Consider the following 17,263-nt stretch of genomic DNA (forward strand, 5'->3'; position numbering starts at 1 on the left):
GAGCACGCATGCTGGTTCGACAAGTCACAGCGTTCGATCTGCCGCTCGGCCATGGTCGCGTCGCTATCCGCAATAGTTGCTAAGACCATGGCCGCACCGGCAACGTTTAATTTCCATTGAATTTAAATGAAATATTAATCCTTTAAAGATATTTAATATCAAATTTTATCCCGTGTCGAGCAGCAAAGTTTTGGCGATGATCAAATGTCGGTCTAAGCCGACCCAATCGGCAAATAACTTTGGTTTTCCAGCAGATTGGTCCGGGAAGGACGTTTGGCCTGTTATAACCATTCTGATTGTTTTTTATTGAGGTTATCAACCTGAGATTTAATATGGGGTGGAGCTCGCCCCCGGCCATCCTCGCCGCAGGCGTCTCGCGCGCCAGCAAGCATTGAGCTCCAGCTAACGGAGGGACACGCCGATATTGTTGGTGTGATCAGGATAATGCCACGGTGGAAAAGGGTCGCTCAGATTGCGCCAGCTCTCCGGATCGAAGCCAAACTCCGAATGGGCAAGGCAGGCATCGAGCGAGGCCCGGATGTGCCCTTCGTCCATGCCTGAACCGATGAACACGAGTTCCTGGCGACGGTCGCCCCAAGTGCCATCCCACCGGCTGTTGAGATGTTCTTGAAATTGAGGATGGCTTGGCCAGCTCGGCTTCGGGACCGTCGCCCACCAAAAGCCCATGGGCTCGCACCGACGTTGTATCCCGGCAACGGAGAGAAGGCCCACCCAATCCGGACGCGTAGCAAGCCAGAAATGTCCTTTGGCGCGTATGACACCCGGCCAGGGCTCGTTGAGAAAAGACAAGAGTCTGGCGGGATCGAAGGGACGTCTTTCCCTGTAAACGAAACTGGATATGCCGTACTCCTCTGTCTCCGGCACATGAGAACCGGGGCTATATAGTTCCCTGTACCAGAGCGGATGTGTCGCAGCCTTCGCTTCATCGAAAAGGCCGGTGTTCAGAATCGCCTCGAGAGGAATCTTGCCGAAGTCAGTCTCGACCTGGCGTGCCTGGGGATTGAGCGCGGTGATTACCTTGCGAATTTCCGCACGCGTCGCCTCCATCGCTTCTGACGCTTTGTTGATCACCACCACATCAGCAAACTCGATCTGCTCAACCAAAAGATCGACGAGCGTCCGCTGGTCGTACGTATCGCGCAACTCGCCACGGTCGCGCAGCAGATCGCGACTGCTATAGTTGGCGAGCAGGCTCAAGGCATCCACGACGGTGACCATCGTGTCTAGTCTCGCAACATCGGAAAGGGAGACACCGGCCTCGTCGCGAAACGAGAACGTTGCCGCAATGGGAAGGGGTTCAGCAATCCCAGTTCCTTCGATCAGTAGATAATCAAAGCGCCGTTGTTCAGCCAATCGCCTGACCTCCACCAGGAGGTCGTCCCGTAACGTGCAACATATGCAACCATTGCTGAGCTCCACGAGCGACTCGGTCGTGTGCGAAAGATTGGCACCACCGTTGCGGACCAGATTCGCGTCTATGTTCAACTGACTCATGTCATTGACGATGACCGCAACGCGCAGGCCTTCGCGATTCGTCAGTACGCGATTAAGCAATGTTGTTTTGCCCGCGCCCAGAAATCCGCTGAGCACCGTTACTGGCAGCCGATCGGCCTCGCTCGGTCTGTCCTTCATACGTCTTCCCGGCTCAAGACCTGCGGGCGGAACAGTACGCAGGCATTGCAATTCTACTGCGTTCGCAGTTCGCTCCGCGATTAAATGTCGGAATTCATTTAATATGGCTCCGCCGATTATGTAAAGTTTAGTCCGGCTCCCCGGAAATTAAATAACAAGTAGATGCTTGGTGCCCTGCTGCGAGTCGATTTGGGTCATCAATGGCTTTTTTGACAAATCGCGAGCGGCCAGGTGGTGCAGCCTCGCATACGTGCGCATGGAGAGGCAGAACGCTGATTGCCGAATGCGTCGGAACACGCCAGCGGCGGAAATAATCGCTAGCAAACGTCTTTCTCAGTTTGAAGTGATTATGCATGTTTCCATGCATATGAGCGCAACGCAAAGCAGAAAGGCAATGGTTGCCACCGTCCTCTCCAACTCTTGCCAAGATTGCTGGTCAGCAGAGCAGACCAGTAGAGCAAAGGAGCATCGAGGACCTGGCCGTGACCATCAAGAATGCCGTGACCATCAAGAATATCGTCATCCCCTTGGAAGTCGAATATCTCCAGGCGGCTGCAAAGCAGCGCGGTATCTCGCGTACGCGACTTGTGCGGGCTGTGATGGAGAAGGTCGTTAAGGATGAACTGGTCGCAGATATTCTGGGAGAAAACGGAGTGCCGGCCGAGCCGGTCCCAACCAAGTATCGACGCTTTCGGGATCCGGCTACTTAGTAGGTTCTATCCCTTTCATGGACATGAATGCGTGCGCTGCTGGCAAGCTGGCTCTCTGCTATCGCGGTTGTAGTCGAGCCGCAGCGAAAGTTGCAGCGCCGACGACCGATTGATCCCGCAACGCTACTGACCGCGTGTGAAATCTAAATCCTGCGCAGTTGGCCGAAGATGATAGGCGGGGGCGATATCAATCAGGCAGGACAAGAGTTGCGTCGGACCGGGGGCAAACCGCGGTCGAACCACTGCTTGTCGCTTGATAAGCTTGAAGCCATTTGGCACTCTTCGGCGTGTGCGCTCCAGATCGGGGTTCTTATGAAAAAATCGTTCTTTGCAATTGCTGGCGCAGCCATTTCGCTCGTGGTCCTTTCAAGCAGCAGCGCTTACAGCGGTCCTTATCCCTTCGGGGATGAGCCTTATCGGCTGGATTGGGGATATGATTCTGCGGTGGAATCCGGATGCTTGAGGTGGAATTGGCAGTTGCAGCAGTGGAATGATCACTGTACGCGCTATGTCCAGCCCAAAGCCTATATGCGCCCCCGCGCTTCGCACGTCGTAGTCCGCACAAAGGGGTAGGGGCTGGCCTATTCGGCCGCGATTTTACGTGGAGTCAGCGCGTGATCAGGAGCGCTGGATCGTGCATGCGACCTGGCTGTGCTTTCCGAAGTTGAGCAGCGCGTTCTCGCGGAAGCCGTCCAGCCATACTCCGCGCCCGGCATATCGGTAGCCGACGCCCATCGGGACCAACCGAACGTGAATGCCCCCGCGGTGGCCCGTGTGCAGCGATGCGGTAACGACTTCACCGACGACGCTCGTTGCAATCGGGCAGAGCGGATACTGCCTGCCATTCTCGCAAGTGAAAACGATTTCGGAGCAATTACCTATTGAGCCGGGCCCAGCGGTTATCAAACCGAGGTCCGCTGCGCCGGCCGGATGCGCGCTTGCCCATGCGGTGAATCCCAATGAAGCTGTGATCAAAACGAATTTGCCCAATGCGGCGCGCATGGCTGCCCCCCGAGTAAAAAAAGAGAATGCAGTCAACAGAGCAAGAATCAGCCGTACCGTCAAACTGATAATCCGTTGCGCACCGGCAGGACCGTGACGTCGGCGGTGGTTGCTGCTGGTCAACCTGGATCGACCCCGGCCCTTGCGATTTCCCGTTGCGGACAATCTCCCGACGAATCCGTCATCAGGGTCGGTGCTGACCAATCAAATCGCGGCGATTAGATTTTTTGCTCCCCGCCCGCCCTCATCACGTTCACAGTAATCTTCTGGATTTCCGTACGGCCGCCGGCATATTTGACCTCGATCGTCAACACGTCGTTACCGAGGAAATCCGCAGGCGACTTGTAGAACGCGACATAAGCCGGCACTTCCAGCGCAAGGCAGGCCTTGTAGTTGGTAGCCTTGACCTTCGCGTTCTTGACGACAACCTTGCCGGAGGCGGGCGGGCTGACCAGTCGAATCGTTGGCAGTGGACCGGATGTGCAATCGGGTTGCACGTTGAGGTAGACCCCGATCCGGGTGTCCCTGTTCGGCACGCTTTTGACCGTTCGCTCGACCGTCCGGGATTGCTCCTGGGCCGAGGCGCAGCCTGCCAGCCCGGCGAAAAACAGGGCGCCGGTGAGCAATAAAACCTTCATCTGATGTCCCCGCTCGGCCGCCAATGTTGGTCAGTTCGAGGCAAGCCGCTCATTTCAAAGCCATTTCCAAGGCGATGGCCGCCATCTCAAGTTTACCACAGCGAGGCAAAAAGCGGAGGTTAACCAATTGATTTTGTTGACCCTAGGAACGGTTAACAATAGCTTAATACGTCAAAAGTTTGGAATATTTTTTGCAAACTTGAATTAAACGCATTTTTTTTGGCGGAGTACTTAGACTAATGAACGCGCAATTTCAGGTCGCTCAGCTTTCCGGTTCCACTCTCGCCAACAGTTCCGCACCTCCCCGAATTTTCAAGCTGACGAAGCCGATGGGCGACCAGGCGGTGGTCGTCAATCTCGGTTACGACCAGAAGGTCAAGGTCGATTTTTCAGGGATCGCGAATGAGAAGATCACGCTCGTCCATGTCGGCGATAGGTTGATCATCCTGTTCGACAACAAGTCGACCGTGACAGTCGAGCCGTTCTTCGATTCAGGGCATGATGCCCTGAAGAACCTGACTATCGAAGTGGCGCCGGGGCGCGACGTTTCGGTCAGCGAATTCGCAAGCCTGTTTCCGATCACCACGGACCAGTCGATTTTGCCGGCGGCCGGCGAGGGCGGCGGCAATGCCCAAGCCAGCGGCGCGAACTTCAGCAATAGCTCCGTCGATCCGCTGGCAACGGGCAATCCGCTCGACCTGCTCGGACAGGAGTCGCTCGGCACTTTCGCCCTTACTCCCGAGACTTTCAACGGTACCCCGAACGTCGCGCCCTCGGGCAGCTTCACGCTCGCGGGCGTCTTGACGGTTCATGACGAGACGCTCGGTGTACAACTCACCGCAGATGATCAAGCCAATCCACTCTTGCCGGCTGTCTTCCAGCAGGCCGGACTGATTGGGTGGGCGCAGAGCGCCGTGTCCGAAATCGCCGCGGCGAACGTCAACTTCGGCACCAATGGTCCCGGTACGGTGGCCTATGTGCTGACTACGTCGGCCGGCGCCGCATTTGCCGGAGTCGATACCGGATTGAAAGCGACCGCAACCGGGAATGAGATCTTCCTGTTCACGGAAGGAAATCTCATTGTTGCGCGTGAAGGGAACGGCACGACCCCCAACGCCGGCGGCGCAATCGCTTTTGCGCTCTATCTGGATCCCGTCTCCCTCAAGCTGAGCGTCGCACAATATGAGGCCGTTCAGCACAGCAACACGCTCGATCCGAATGATCGGATCGAACTCGCGGACGTTGTTTTCGTTCAGCAAGTCGTCACCGATGCGCTCGGCGTGGTCGTTACGCACGTATCGACAGATTCCATCGGCGTCGCATTCGACGATGACGGTCCGGCCATTTCCGTATCGGTGGTCGAGCCGGTAGAAGGTTCTGCGCAACTGGCAACTTTATCGCTCGATGAATCGATCGGCTTTGATCCCAATCCCGACGGCTTCCCGGGACCGCTTGATGATACCGGCTCGACAATGCCGGATCCGACCGGCTCCGTTCCGATCGGCGAAGTGAAGACGGCCGTTGGCGGCGAAGAGCAGGGACAGGGCGCCCTGCAGGCGCTGTTCAACGTGGTCAAGGATCCCGGAACTGACGGCGAGAAGTCGACCACCTATCAGTACAGCTTCTCGCTAACGGGGGGCTCCGGTCCGTCTGGCAGCGTCGCCAGCACACTGAAGGTGACCGATCCCAGCGGCCTGTACGGTGACGACACCATCTATCTGTTCAAGGTCAGTGACACAGAGGTCGTGGGTCGTGTCGGCAACGATCCCAATGGTCCGATCGCGATCCGCATCACGCTCGTCGACGCAGGCAGCCTGTCGGGCGGTCAACTCGTGATCGACCAATACATGGCAATCGACCATGGCCAGGACGGCAACAATTTCGATTCCAGCAAGGCGCTCACGCTGCTCAGTTCCAACCAGGATGAGAGCGAGGTTGTCTTTGCAAGCCTTGGCATTACGCTGACGGCGACTATCACCGACGTCGACAACGACACCGCGACATCTTCCGCGACGATCCAGATCGCCGGCGGTGAAATGTCCAGCATCGTCTTCCAGGACGATGGTCCGGTGCTGATCGGCGAAGACGCAGTAATTGCACATGTCGACGAGGACGGGTTGGTCGGTCACAATGCCGACGCTGCCCGCACGGGCGAGGTCACCGGAACGGGCTCTGCCGTTGCCACCGGTTCGCTCACCTCCCTGGTCGATTTCGGAACCGATGGCGCTGGTGCGAACGCATTCCATCTGGCCACGCAGGCTACGCCGGTCAGCTCGGGTCTAACGTCGCAAGGCGCCCAGGTCCTGATCGTGTCTGACGGGACCGCGCTGCATGGCTATGTCGAGACCGGCGCTGCCGGATCGGGCTTTGGGAACGGCGACCGCGAAGTCTTTACCCTGACGGTCGGGGCAGATGGTTCCTACACATTCACGCTGAAGGATCAAATCGATCATCCATCGCTGAATGGCGCGGCCGGTGACAATAGCGAAAACGCGCTGACGACAGCGCTGGACCTATCGGCCTTTGTCATTGCCATCGACGGTGACGGCGACAGCATCACGCTTGGTGCTGGAACGTTCAAGATGGAGGTGCAGGATGACATTCCCGTTCTGACGGGCGCCTCCATTGCCCGCACGGTCGATGAGGACGACATCCTGACGCCGTGGTCGCAGGGCACCAGCCCGTATGACGGCGGCAATGTCGACGGCTCGACCACCGAGATCTTTACCGGTGCCGCGTTCGTGTCGGGCACGCTGGCTGGCCTGGTTTCGGTCGGTGCTGACGAGACGGGGACATTCGGCTTCTCGTCGGACGCCATTGCGAAACTGAGCGCGCTTGGCTTGTACTCAAAGCAATCCGCCCAGGGCGACGGCGAGAACGGCAAGCTGCTGACCTATGTGATTTCGAACGGCCCCGTTGGCTCCCACGAAATCATCATCACGGGCAACGAGCCCAATCCCAATGGCAACCCGGTTTTCTCGCTCACCCTGAACACCGAGACCGGCGCGTACGAATTCCGCCTCTATGACGAACTGATTCATACGGAGGGTAGCGGCCAGAACAGCGATCTGCGCTCCGGCCCGCTCGACAATGGCGTCCAGCATTCGATTCCCAACATCGACCTTGGCTCCATCGTCACCTTCACTGACAAGGATGGCGATACCATCTCCTTGACCGGCAAGTTCACGATCAACGTGACCGATGACGTTCCGCATGCCGATATCGATCCTGGTTGGGGTTCAGTCACCATCGACGAAACTCCAGGCAACCAGGCGGACGATACGACGGCAAGCAGCGTCAGGAATCTGTTCGCCAAGCTCGAAGCGACGGGTGTCGTCGGCGATGATCCGGACGTGCCGGGCGACAACAATGGTGGCAATTCGGGCAACGGCGCAATCGCCTACGCGCGGTCGGATTTCGCTGTTGTTATTGACGATTCGACTATCGGCGCGGACTATCCGCCTTATCCGCACAGGTTCTCATTGAGTGTGGCAGGCGGCAACGGAACGGATTCCGGCCTGTTCGTGACCGACGGTGGCAAGATCGTCCTTTCCGTCAATGCCGACGGCCTGATCCTCGGTACTGTTTCCGACGTCAACAGCGCCTTCAACGGCAATGTCGCGTTCGCGATTGCCATCGATTCAGACGGCAAGGTCAGCGTCGCTCAATATCTCTCGATCAAGCATGACGACCGCGGCGATTTCAACGAAACCAACGACAACGGCACCAACGCCAATGACGCGTCGCCCGACGACCCGCTGACGGTCCAGCAGAATCTCGACGGCAAGATCATTGCCACGCTTACCGTCACCGATTCCGACGGCGACAAGTCGTCCGACTCGGTCAATATCGGCAAGCTGATCACCTTCCTCGATGACGGTCCGTCGGTCGAAGCAAATGCCGCGAGCGGCTTCTCCGTTGTTCATGACGAGACGCCGGACGTTCAGTCATCCGACGACGATACGACGGTGCAGGCGGTCAGGGATTTGTTCGCCAATGTTCACCACAAGGGCTCGGATCCGCATCTTACGAGCGCTCAAAAGGTCGATGGCGCGATCGGATTTGCGCAGAGTGAGGGCGCGGCGCTGACGGTTTCGACCAATTTCGGCGCCGACGGTGCGGCGAGCTCCAATTCCAAGGTGTTTTCGCTCACCTTAAACGGCGGAAACGGCACCAATTCCGGCCTCGAAACGACCGATGGCAAGGACATCTACCTGTTCAAGGAAGGCGATCTGATCGTCGGCCGCTATGACGGTCTAGACTCTGGATCGAGCACGACCAATACCGGAAGCGACTCGGCGGCGTTTGCGATCGCGATCGATCCGGTCACCGGCAAGGTTTCAGTAGTCCAGTACGTCTCGCTGGAACACAATAATACGGGCGACGCGGACGAGTATGTTGCGATCGCAAGCAATAAGGTTTTTGCCACGGTTACGGTCACCGATGGTGACGGCGACCCCGCGAGGGCTTCGGCGGATATTTCCGGCAAGATCCGTTTTGAGGATGACGGCCCGACGATCACCGGGGCCACGATCTCGGTTGCCGTGGATGAAGACGGATTGCCCGCGGGCAATCTCGATGCAAATCGTACTGGCGAAACCACCGGCACGGGTTCGGCCATTGCCGTGGGCGCGCTGAATGCGCTGGTCAATTTCGGTGCGGATGGTCCGGCTTCAACGGCATTCGATCTCGTCGTTCAGAACAGCCCGATCAACACCGGCCTGGAGTCCAAGGGCGGCGACATATTGATCGTATCCGACGGCAATACGCTGCGCGGTTACGTCAATCAGGGCGGGAATTCCGGTTACCAGGCCGGCACCGATCGCGAGGTCTTCACGCTCACGGTCGCGTCCAACGGTTCCTATGTCTTCACGCTCAAGGACCAGATCGATCATCCGTCGCTGAACGGCCAAAACGGTGACAACACCGAAAACCTGCTGACGACAGCGCTTGATCTGTCCGAATACATCATCGTTACCGACGGCGATGGCGACACGGTCAAGCTGCCGACCGGTGCGTTTACGATCCAGATCCGGGACGATATTCCCGTTGCGAAATCGAACGCGATAGTATCGGTCGACGAAGACGACCTGACCGCGGGTAACCACGATACGATTGCTGCGGGCGATGATGCCACATCGCTCTCCCCCGTTACCGGTACCTTAAATTTCTCGGTCGGGGCGGATGAGCCAGCCTCGGTTGGATTCGCTTCGCTGCATGGAGCTGCGGTGGTCGATACGGCTGCCCACGCCGTCACGGCTGGCAATGCGGCGCTTCACTATTATTGGGATAGCGCCTCCAACACGCTCTATGCATCGACGTTGGCAGATACGCTCGCACACGCGACCGCTACGGCAGCGTTCAAGATCCAGGTTACCAATGCCGCCACTGGCGCCTATAGCTTCTCGCTGCTTGGCCAGGTTGATCATCCCGTCCACGATGATCCCAACGTTGCCGGATCGCAGGCGGCTTATGAAGATAACATAAACATCGATCTGACCTACACGGTCATCGATCGCGACGGGGACTCGGCGACGGGCACGCTGGCGATCTCGATCGACGACGATATGCCGATCATCGAGTCGGCGGTCGCGCCAAACAACCTGGTAGCCAACGGCAGCTTCGAGCAGGGCCACGATCTCGGCAATAATCAATGGTCGATCTACCATAGTGTTGACGGCTGGAACTCGGTGGACATCGGCACCTCGGGCCCACACGGTGATGTGCCGTTCGAAGTGCAGACCGGCAATGTCGGCGGCGTGTTCGCACAGGACGGCAACGCGCTGATCGAGCTCGATTCCGATCTCGGCAGCGGGAATCTGTCCGGTGGCGACCACTACAACGACTCCGGCCACACCAACACGATCATTCAGCAGGTGATTGCCGGTACGCATGCCGGCGAGGCCTATGAACTGACGTTCTACTATTCGCCGCGTCCCAACCAGGGTAACGCCGACAGCGGTAGCCTGAACGTGTTGTGGAACGGGCAGGTGGTGAAATCCATCGACTCGACGGGCATGACGGCGGGTGTCTGGCAACTGATCACCGTCAGCGTGATCGGGACCGGCGCGGGCGATGTGCTCGGCTTCCAAGGGGCCGGGCAGGAGAATTCGCTCGGCGCCTATATCGACAATGTCAGCCTCGTTCCCGTGACCTTCGTCGACGAGGACGGTCTGACTGGACCGCTCGCGTTCGGTAGCCACGACACTCAAGCGGGCGACAATTACGTTGCCAACACGGATGGCGACGCCAATGAGACGACGTCAACAGGCTACCTCAACATCAAGTGGGGTGCCGATAACCTCGATAGCGGCGTGGACATCACTTCGGGTTCGCTCGGCACCCTGACCCAGGATCATCCGGATGGTGTCGGCGATCGCAGCCTGACGTTCGCCAATGCGAGCGTCGGCGTGTCGGGCGTGTCCGTGCTCACCTCGAAGGGCGAGGCGGTGGTGTTCTCGACCAATGCCGATGGCACCATCCTGACTGGCGTCGCCGGTGGACGCACCGTCATTGAAGTATCGTTGTCCGATGAAGGCGCCGGCGCATTCCGCGTCGTGCTGAAGGATCAACTCGACCACGCTACGGGCAACAACGAGAACGACATCCGCCTGACGTTCAACTATACCGCCACCGATTCCGACGGTGACGCGGTGAACGGTAGCTTCACGATCGGCGTCGACGACGACATGCCGGTGGCGAATGCGGATACCGACTCCGTTTCAAGTGCCGTGCAAACCCTGAATTTCGATGACGTCGTGCTTGCCGAGAATGGCGAGACGCCGATTGCGTCGCCCTATCACGGTTTCAATTTCATTCAGGCGGGTATTTACAATCCTCCGGGCTCCGGACCTTTCGCGAACTATGCGCCTCACTCGGGCAGCAACCTTGTCTTCATTGGGGAAAGGGATGGCTTGGAGAGAGAGGGCTACGCCGGAACGGCGGGCGACCCGATTACCATCACGCATACCGATGGCAGCAAGTTCACGGCGCTTGGAGCATGGTTCTCCGCGAACGGTTCCGAACCGATGACCATTACGGTCTATGGTTATGTGAATGGCGTTCAAGTCAGCAGCTTTTCGCAGGAGATCCATCAGGGCGCAGCCGGTGGGCCGACATATGTGAGTCTCTCCGTTCTGGGCAGCGTCGACAAGATCGTTGTCGACGGCCCCGGTTACTTTGGCTTCGACGATTTTGCATTCGCCGACAATTCAAGTGCTACGGGCAACGTCATCACCGGGGTAGGCACGACCAATTTCGGCGCAGACGTGCTTGGCGCAGACGGCGCGAAAGTTACGGGCGTCGTTGGCGTCACCACTGTCACGACGCCGGACGGCTCGCAAAACTTCCAGGTCATCGGCCAGTACGGCACGCTCGTTCTCAACGAGAACGGCGATTACACCTATACCCGTTTCGACGGGTCGCCGGTTGTTGCGAACGACGTCTTTACGTATGCGCTGACCGACGGCGACGGGGATGTCTCGACCGCGACGTTGACGATCGGCATTTCCGATCACGGCGTCACGATTTCGGGGATCAACGGCGAAGACGGCGATATCACCGTCCATGAAAACGATCTGCTGGCGAGCCGTGGCGCAGGCGAGTCGGCCGGCTCGAGCCCGGACTCCGGAAACCTCTCGCAGAACGGAACATTTACTATTGCAGCGGCCGACGGGCTCAACAGCCTGATGATTGACGGTCACGCCATCGTCACGAACGGAGTTTTTACCGCCACTTCGTTTACGACGGCAACCGGGAATACGTTTGCAGTAACCGCGTTCAACGGCACCACCGTAAGCTACAGCTACACGCTCGTTGACAACGAGCAGCATGCTTCGCTGCAGGGTAACAACGGCCTGCCCGAAAACCTGAGCGTCGTAGCTACGGACAGCGACGGCGAAACTGCTACGTCGACGATCAAAATCAATATCGTCGACGACGCCCCAACAGCGGTGAACGACATCTGGGCAACGACCATCACCGGTACGACGCTCTTGACCGGCCTGTTGGCCAACGATGAGTTCGGCGCCGATGGGGTCGATACGGATAATTCGCAGCTCACCGGCCAAGTTAGCGTCACAAACGGCGCGCACGGCACCGTCGTATACAACAACAACGGCACCTTCACCTATACGCCGGAGGCTGGCTACACGGGTGCTGACAGCTTCACCTACACGATCAGGGACGGCGACGGCGATACCTCAACGGCAACCGTCACGCTTAGCAGCGTCCAGACGAACTCGTTGCCGACCGCAGGAAACACCTCGGCTTCGGTGGACGACGAAGGTCTTCCGAACGGTATTGCCGGCAGTACCTTCGCTGACGACCTGTCCGGGGAGGCCATAACCGCCAGCGGTACCTTGCCGCACAACTACAACACGGACGGCAAAGCGGCCTCGGATCCGATCAACTTCGCGCCGATGGACGGCACGACAGGTCTGGTTGGTTCCGAGAGCGTTACGTATAGCTGGAACGCCACCAACAATACCCTGATCGCATCGTCCGCCGCGCGCGGCGCGATCTTCACGGTCGTCGTGGATGGCGGGTCGGACAATGGCAACGGCAACTACGTGTTCACGCTGTTGAAGCCGGTTCTCCATGATGCGGGCAACAACGAGAACGACGCGACCGTCAACCTGACCTACCAGGTCAAGGACGCCACGCTGCCTATCGCCGACAAGGCTACCGGCACGTTGGCCATCACCATCGATGACGACATTCCGGTCGCTGCGCCGATCGTCAAGACCGTGACCGAGGGATCCTCGGACACCAACATCCTGCTGATCCTCGATCGTTCCGGAAGTATGGACTTCAGTTCAGGCGTCTCCGGTTACGCAACGCGCCTCGACCTGCTCAAGGCGGCTGCCAAGGAATTGCTCGATCAGTATGACTCCGTTGGCGACGTCAAGGTCCAGATCATCAAGTTCAACGACTCCGCGCAGAAGCAGGGCAGCGTGTGGCTGTCGGTCGCGGACGCAAAGACCTACATTGATGGCCTGACGGCGAATGATGGCACCGACTACGACGATGCCACGTCGCTTGCGCCTGACGCCTTCGATGATGCGGGCAAGCTGACGACGGCCGGTGTGCGCAATGTTTCCTACTTCATTTCGGACGGGCAACCAGATCCGACCAGCGAACAAGTGTCCGGCGACGAACTCACGGATTGGGTCAACTTCGTCAACGCCAACGACGTCGTATCTTATGCAATCGGACTGGGCTCCTCGGCGCCCAGCACCTACCTCGATCCGCTGGCCTATGACGGCACCGGCGCCGGCACCGATACGGATGCCCTGATCGTCACCGACCTCAACCAGCTCCAGTCGAGCCTGGCGGGGACGATAAGTCCGTCGATTTCGGGCTCGGTGATCGACGGCAGCATTCCGACTTCGTTCGGTGCTGACGGCGGATATGTGAAGTCGATCGAAATCGGCGGCAAGACCTACACTTACAACCCTGCGACTGACGCGATCACCACGTCGGGTTCGGGGTCGAACACCGCCACTTTCAATGCTACCACCAACCAGTTGACGATCACGTTCACCGGCAGCGCCGGCGAGAGTTTCGTCATTGATCTGGATGACGGCGCCTATGCCTACACGCCGCCGTCCACGATCACGTCCAGTTTCGGCCGTCCCTTCACCTACACTTTGACGGACAATGACGGCGATACCGGCAGCTCGACGCTGACGATCAACGTCAACAATGTAAACGAAGCGCCGGTTCTCGACGTCACGGATTCACCGGTCATTGCGGCCGTCAATGAAGACGCGCCTGCGCCGTCCGGCGCCGTAGGCACGCTTGTCTCCGCACTGGTCGACACGGCCAGCGGCGGCGGCTTTGATAACGTGACGGATGCAGATGGTCCTGGCCTGGGCATTGCCATTACGGCTACCAACAGCGCGAACGGCACCTGGCACTACTCGACCAACAATGGAGTCACTTGGGCTGCGGTGGGAGCAGTCAGCAGCACCAGCGCGCTGCTGCTTGCAGCAGATGCCGGTACCCGGCTGTATTTCAAGCCGTCAGCCGATTACAACGGCACGGTGACAGACGGTATCACGTTCCGCGCTTGGGATGAGAGCACCGGCACCGCCGGCACAAAGGTGGACACCTCGTCCAACGGCGGCAGCTCTGCGTTCTCGAGCGCCACCGATACGGCATCGGTCACTGTCAATTCGGTGAACGACGCGCCGACGGCGACGATTACGCTGGCTTCCTACAGCGCAACAGAGCAAACGAACCTGAACCTCCACAACACCGGCCTTTCGGTGGGCGACATCGATGCGGGCAGCAACGTCATCTCCATGACTTTGTCGGTCGGAACTGGAGCCCTGACCGTGGGGGCCGGTAACAGTGGCGTCGACAGCATCACCGGCAATGGGACTTCCTCGGTCACGATCACCGGCACACTCGCGGAGCTCAACAATCTGCTGGCCGGCACCGACACCAATGGGGGAGGGGTCGGAAGTGGCGGCACGATCGTCTACAACGCCAATGTGAATGCGCCGCCGGCGAATACGACGCTAACTCTGCTGGTCAATGACACAGGCGACACCGGCAGCGGTGGCTCGCTGACCGCCGCCGATACCGCGACGATCAACATCACCGCGGTGAACGATGCGCCGGTCAATGTTCTGCCTGATTTGATTGCGATCGCCGAGGATACGGCTGCGCGGCTTACTACCATCCAGATTTCCGATGCTGATGCGGGCACTGGTAACGTCACCGTTACGCTTTTGATCGGCAGCGGTGCGCTATCGGCGACTTCTGCCGACGGCGTTACGGTCGGCGGCTCGGCCACGGCGCTGACCCTCACGGGAACGGTGGATAATATCAACGCGTTCTTGTCGAACGCGGCGCAGAGCGTAACCTACACTCCGGTTGCCAATTCCAGCACCGACGTGACGCTTACCGTTACAACTAACGACGGTGGTAATCTCGGTACCGGCGGTGCAAAATCCGATACGGATACGCTTACGCTCGATCTACAGGCGGCGAACGACGCGCCGACGGCGACGATTACGCCGGCGTCCTACAGCGCAACCGAGCAGACGAACCTGAACCTCCACAACACCGGTATGTCGATTGCCGACATCGATGCGGGCAGCAACGTCATCTCCATGACATTGTCGGTCGGAACTGGAACCCTGACCGTGGGGGCCGGCAACAGCGGTATCAGTAGTATCACCGGCAGCGGGACCTCCTCTGTCACGGTCACCGGGACGCTCGAGGAGCTCAACAATCTGCTGGCCGGCACCGATACCAATGGGGGTTGGTTCGGAAGTGGCGGTACGATCGTCTATAACGCCAATGTGGATGCGCCGCCGGCGAGTACGACGCTGACGCTGCTGGTCAATGACACCGGCGACACCGGCAGCGGTGGCTCGCTGACCGCCACCGATACAGCGACGATCAACATCACCGCGGTGAACGATGCGCCGACTGCTGCCGCAGATACTGTCATTACCAACATCGGCAACAATGCAGCCGTTGTGATCCCGGAATGGGCGCTGGTAGCCAACGATACCGACCTGGACAACGTACTGGATGTCACTGCGGTCAGCGCAGGCACCAGCGGTGCGACCTCGCATGCGACCGGGACAGGCAACGGCGGGTCCGTCACGTTTACGGATGACGGGAGCAACTTGAACGGCGGTAACAACGGCTCGTTCACCTATAAGGCCACTGATGGATCTGCCACGGTGGCGGCTGTCACAGTGACGATCGACAACAGATCGACGAGCACAACGACCCTGACCGGTAGTAACTCCAACGAAATTTTGATCGGTAGGTCTGGGGCTTCCAACGCGCTTAACGGCGATAACGGAAATGACGTTCTGATCGGTAACGATCTCGCCGATACACTTAACGGTGGCGACGGGCGCGACATCATGTTTGGTGGTGCTAGCGGGGATACGTTTAGCATCTTTAGTGGCGAATCTGCAGTTACTATCGGAGGCAGCGGAGACGGCGGAACGATTGCCGGCTACGATATTATCAAGGACTTCAATGTTACTGCTGACAAGCTAACGCTCAGTGGCACGCCTTTTGCTGCGTCGAATACGGTGGGTACGAACGGATCCAACTCGGACCTGACGATCGGTGGAAATCAGGTAAGATCGCACGCCATTTCGAACGGCATTATCACGTTTGATGATGCGGACACCTTCAGTAGCGCGCTCACGCTTGATTCAATCCAGGATGTCGCTGCTGTAGTCGATTATCTACAGCAAAACGATTTGGGCAGCGGCGGCGCTACGGTAGCTTTCACGGCCACGATCGACGGTGTCAACCACACCTATGTTTACGAGCAGGTGGCCAATAGCCAGAGCGACAATAACGATATCCTTGTCGATCTGGAGAATGTTACCCTGACGAGTGGCGGGACCAGCCTCGCGACGTTGGTCGGGAACGGGCGCGTCGATCCTATCGTTCTTGATCTCGGAGCTCACGGCATTTCGTTCAGCTCCATCAGCGACGGGGTCCAGTTCGACATCAATGGCGATGGTGCACAAGACCAGACTGCCTGGACCGCCGATGGCCAGGACGGCATTCTTGCGCTGGATCTCGACGGCTCCGGCAAGATCGAAAGTGGCAACGAGCTGTTCACGCCGAACTTTAATGGCGGCCACTTCGCCGACGGTATCGCCGCGCTGGCGAGCCTCGACGGCAACGATGATGGCGTGATCGACGCTAAGGATCAGGCGTTTGGCGATCTCGTGATGTGGCAGGACGCCAATCACAACGGCGTCAGCGAGGACGGCGAACTGATCAAGCTCAGCGATCTCGGCATCAAGAGCATCGATCTTGCGACGACGGCTGGTACTCCCATCGACGGACAGACGATTGCGGGGGTCGGTTCGTTTACTTATGCCGACGGCACCATCGGCACCTTCGTCGAGGTCGATCTCGATGCGTCGCTCGGGGCATCTGCTCCGGCCGATACGGCCTACCACGAGCTGCCGCATGGGTTCGACCAGATCCTCGACTTCGGACCGGGCCATGGCGAGCTGAGCTTCCCGCCGGGGGGACTGGGCTCCCAAGGCGAAGGCGAGCTGACGCATTTCGCTACCGCCGACCAGCCGCTCACGCACGACGCCTTCGGCGACACCTCGGCAGCGGCTGCGAAGATGGCTCTTGCCGTCATTCAGGCCGGCGGGACGGTGGATACGGCTCATCTGCAGCCGGGTCTCTGAGCTGACGCACCGAATTGAAGAAGCCCGCCGGATCGGTCCGGCGGGCTTTTGTCTTGCCGCT

General features: G+C 58.8%; 5 protein-coding genes. 2 read left to right on the top strand and 3 right to left on the bottom strand.

All coding sequences use genetic code 11. From position 1 onward, the window contains the following. Positions 1–402 precede the first annotated feature (402 nt). On the bottom strand, positions 403–1,653 hold the full coding sequence (locus tag V1290_RS29710; protein ID WP_334367662.1) for a GTP-binding protein: 1,251 nt from the start codon (positions 1,651–1,653) through the stop codon (positions 403–405). A 482-nt stretch (positions 1,654–2,135) separates the two neighbouring features. On the opposite strand from V1290_RS29710, the gene V1290_RS29715 reads away from it, so the two are divergent. Next, complete coding sequence (locus tag V1290_RS29715; protein WP_334367663.1) at positions 2,136–2,363, top strand: hypothetical protein; 228 nt, start codon at positions 2,136–2,138, stop codon at positions 2,361–2,363. Between the two features lie 618 nt (positions 2,364–2,981). Here the strand turns inward: V1290_RS29715 and V1290_RS29720 are convergent. Together V1290_RS29720 and V1290_RS29725 are read right to left on the bottom strand one after the other, a co-directional pair. Next, positions 2,982–3,365, bottom strand: coding sequence for a hypothetical protein (locus V1290_RS29720; protein ID WP_334367664.1), 384 nt, complete (start codon positions 3,363–3,365; stop codon positions 2,982–2,984). A 218-nt stretch (positions 3,366–3,583) separates the two neighbouring features. Next, the gene (locus V1290_RS29725) at positions 3,584–4,003 is read right to left on the bottom strand and encodes a hypothetical protein (RefSeq protein WP_334367665.1); all 420 of its coding nucleotides are present in this window, start codon (positions 4,001–4,003) and stop codon (positions 3,584–3,586) included. Positions 4,004–4,242: 239 nt separating this feature from the next. On the opposite strand from V1290_RS29725, the gene V1290_RS29730 reads away from it, so the two are divergent. Further along, the gene (locus tag V1290_RS29730) at positions 4,243–17,202 is read left to right on the top strand and encodes a DUF5801 repeats-in-toxin domain-containing protein (RefSeq protein WP_334367666.1); all 12,960 of its coding nucleotides are present in this window, start codon (positions 4,243–4,245) and stop codon (positions 17,200–17,202) included. Positions 17,203–17,263 lie beyond the last annotated feature (61 nt).

Source organism: Bradyrhizobium sp. AZCC 1578, assembly GCF_036924675.1.
Lineage (GTDB): Bacteria > Pseudomonadota > Alphaproteobacteria > Rhizobiales > Xanthobacteraceae > Bradyrhizobium.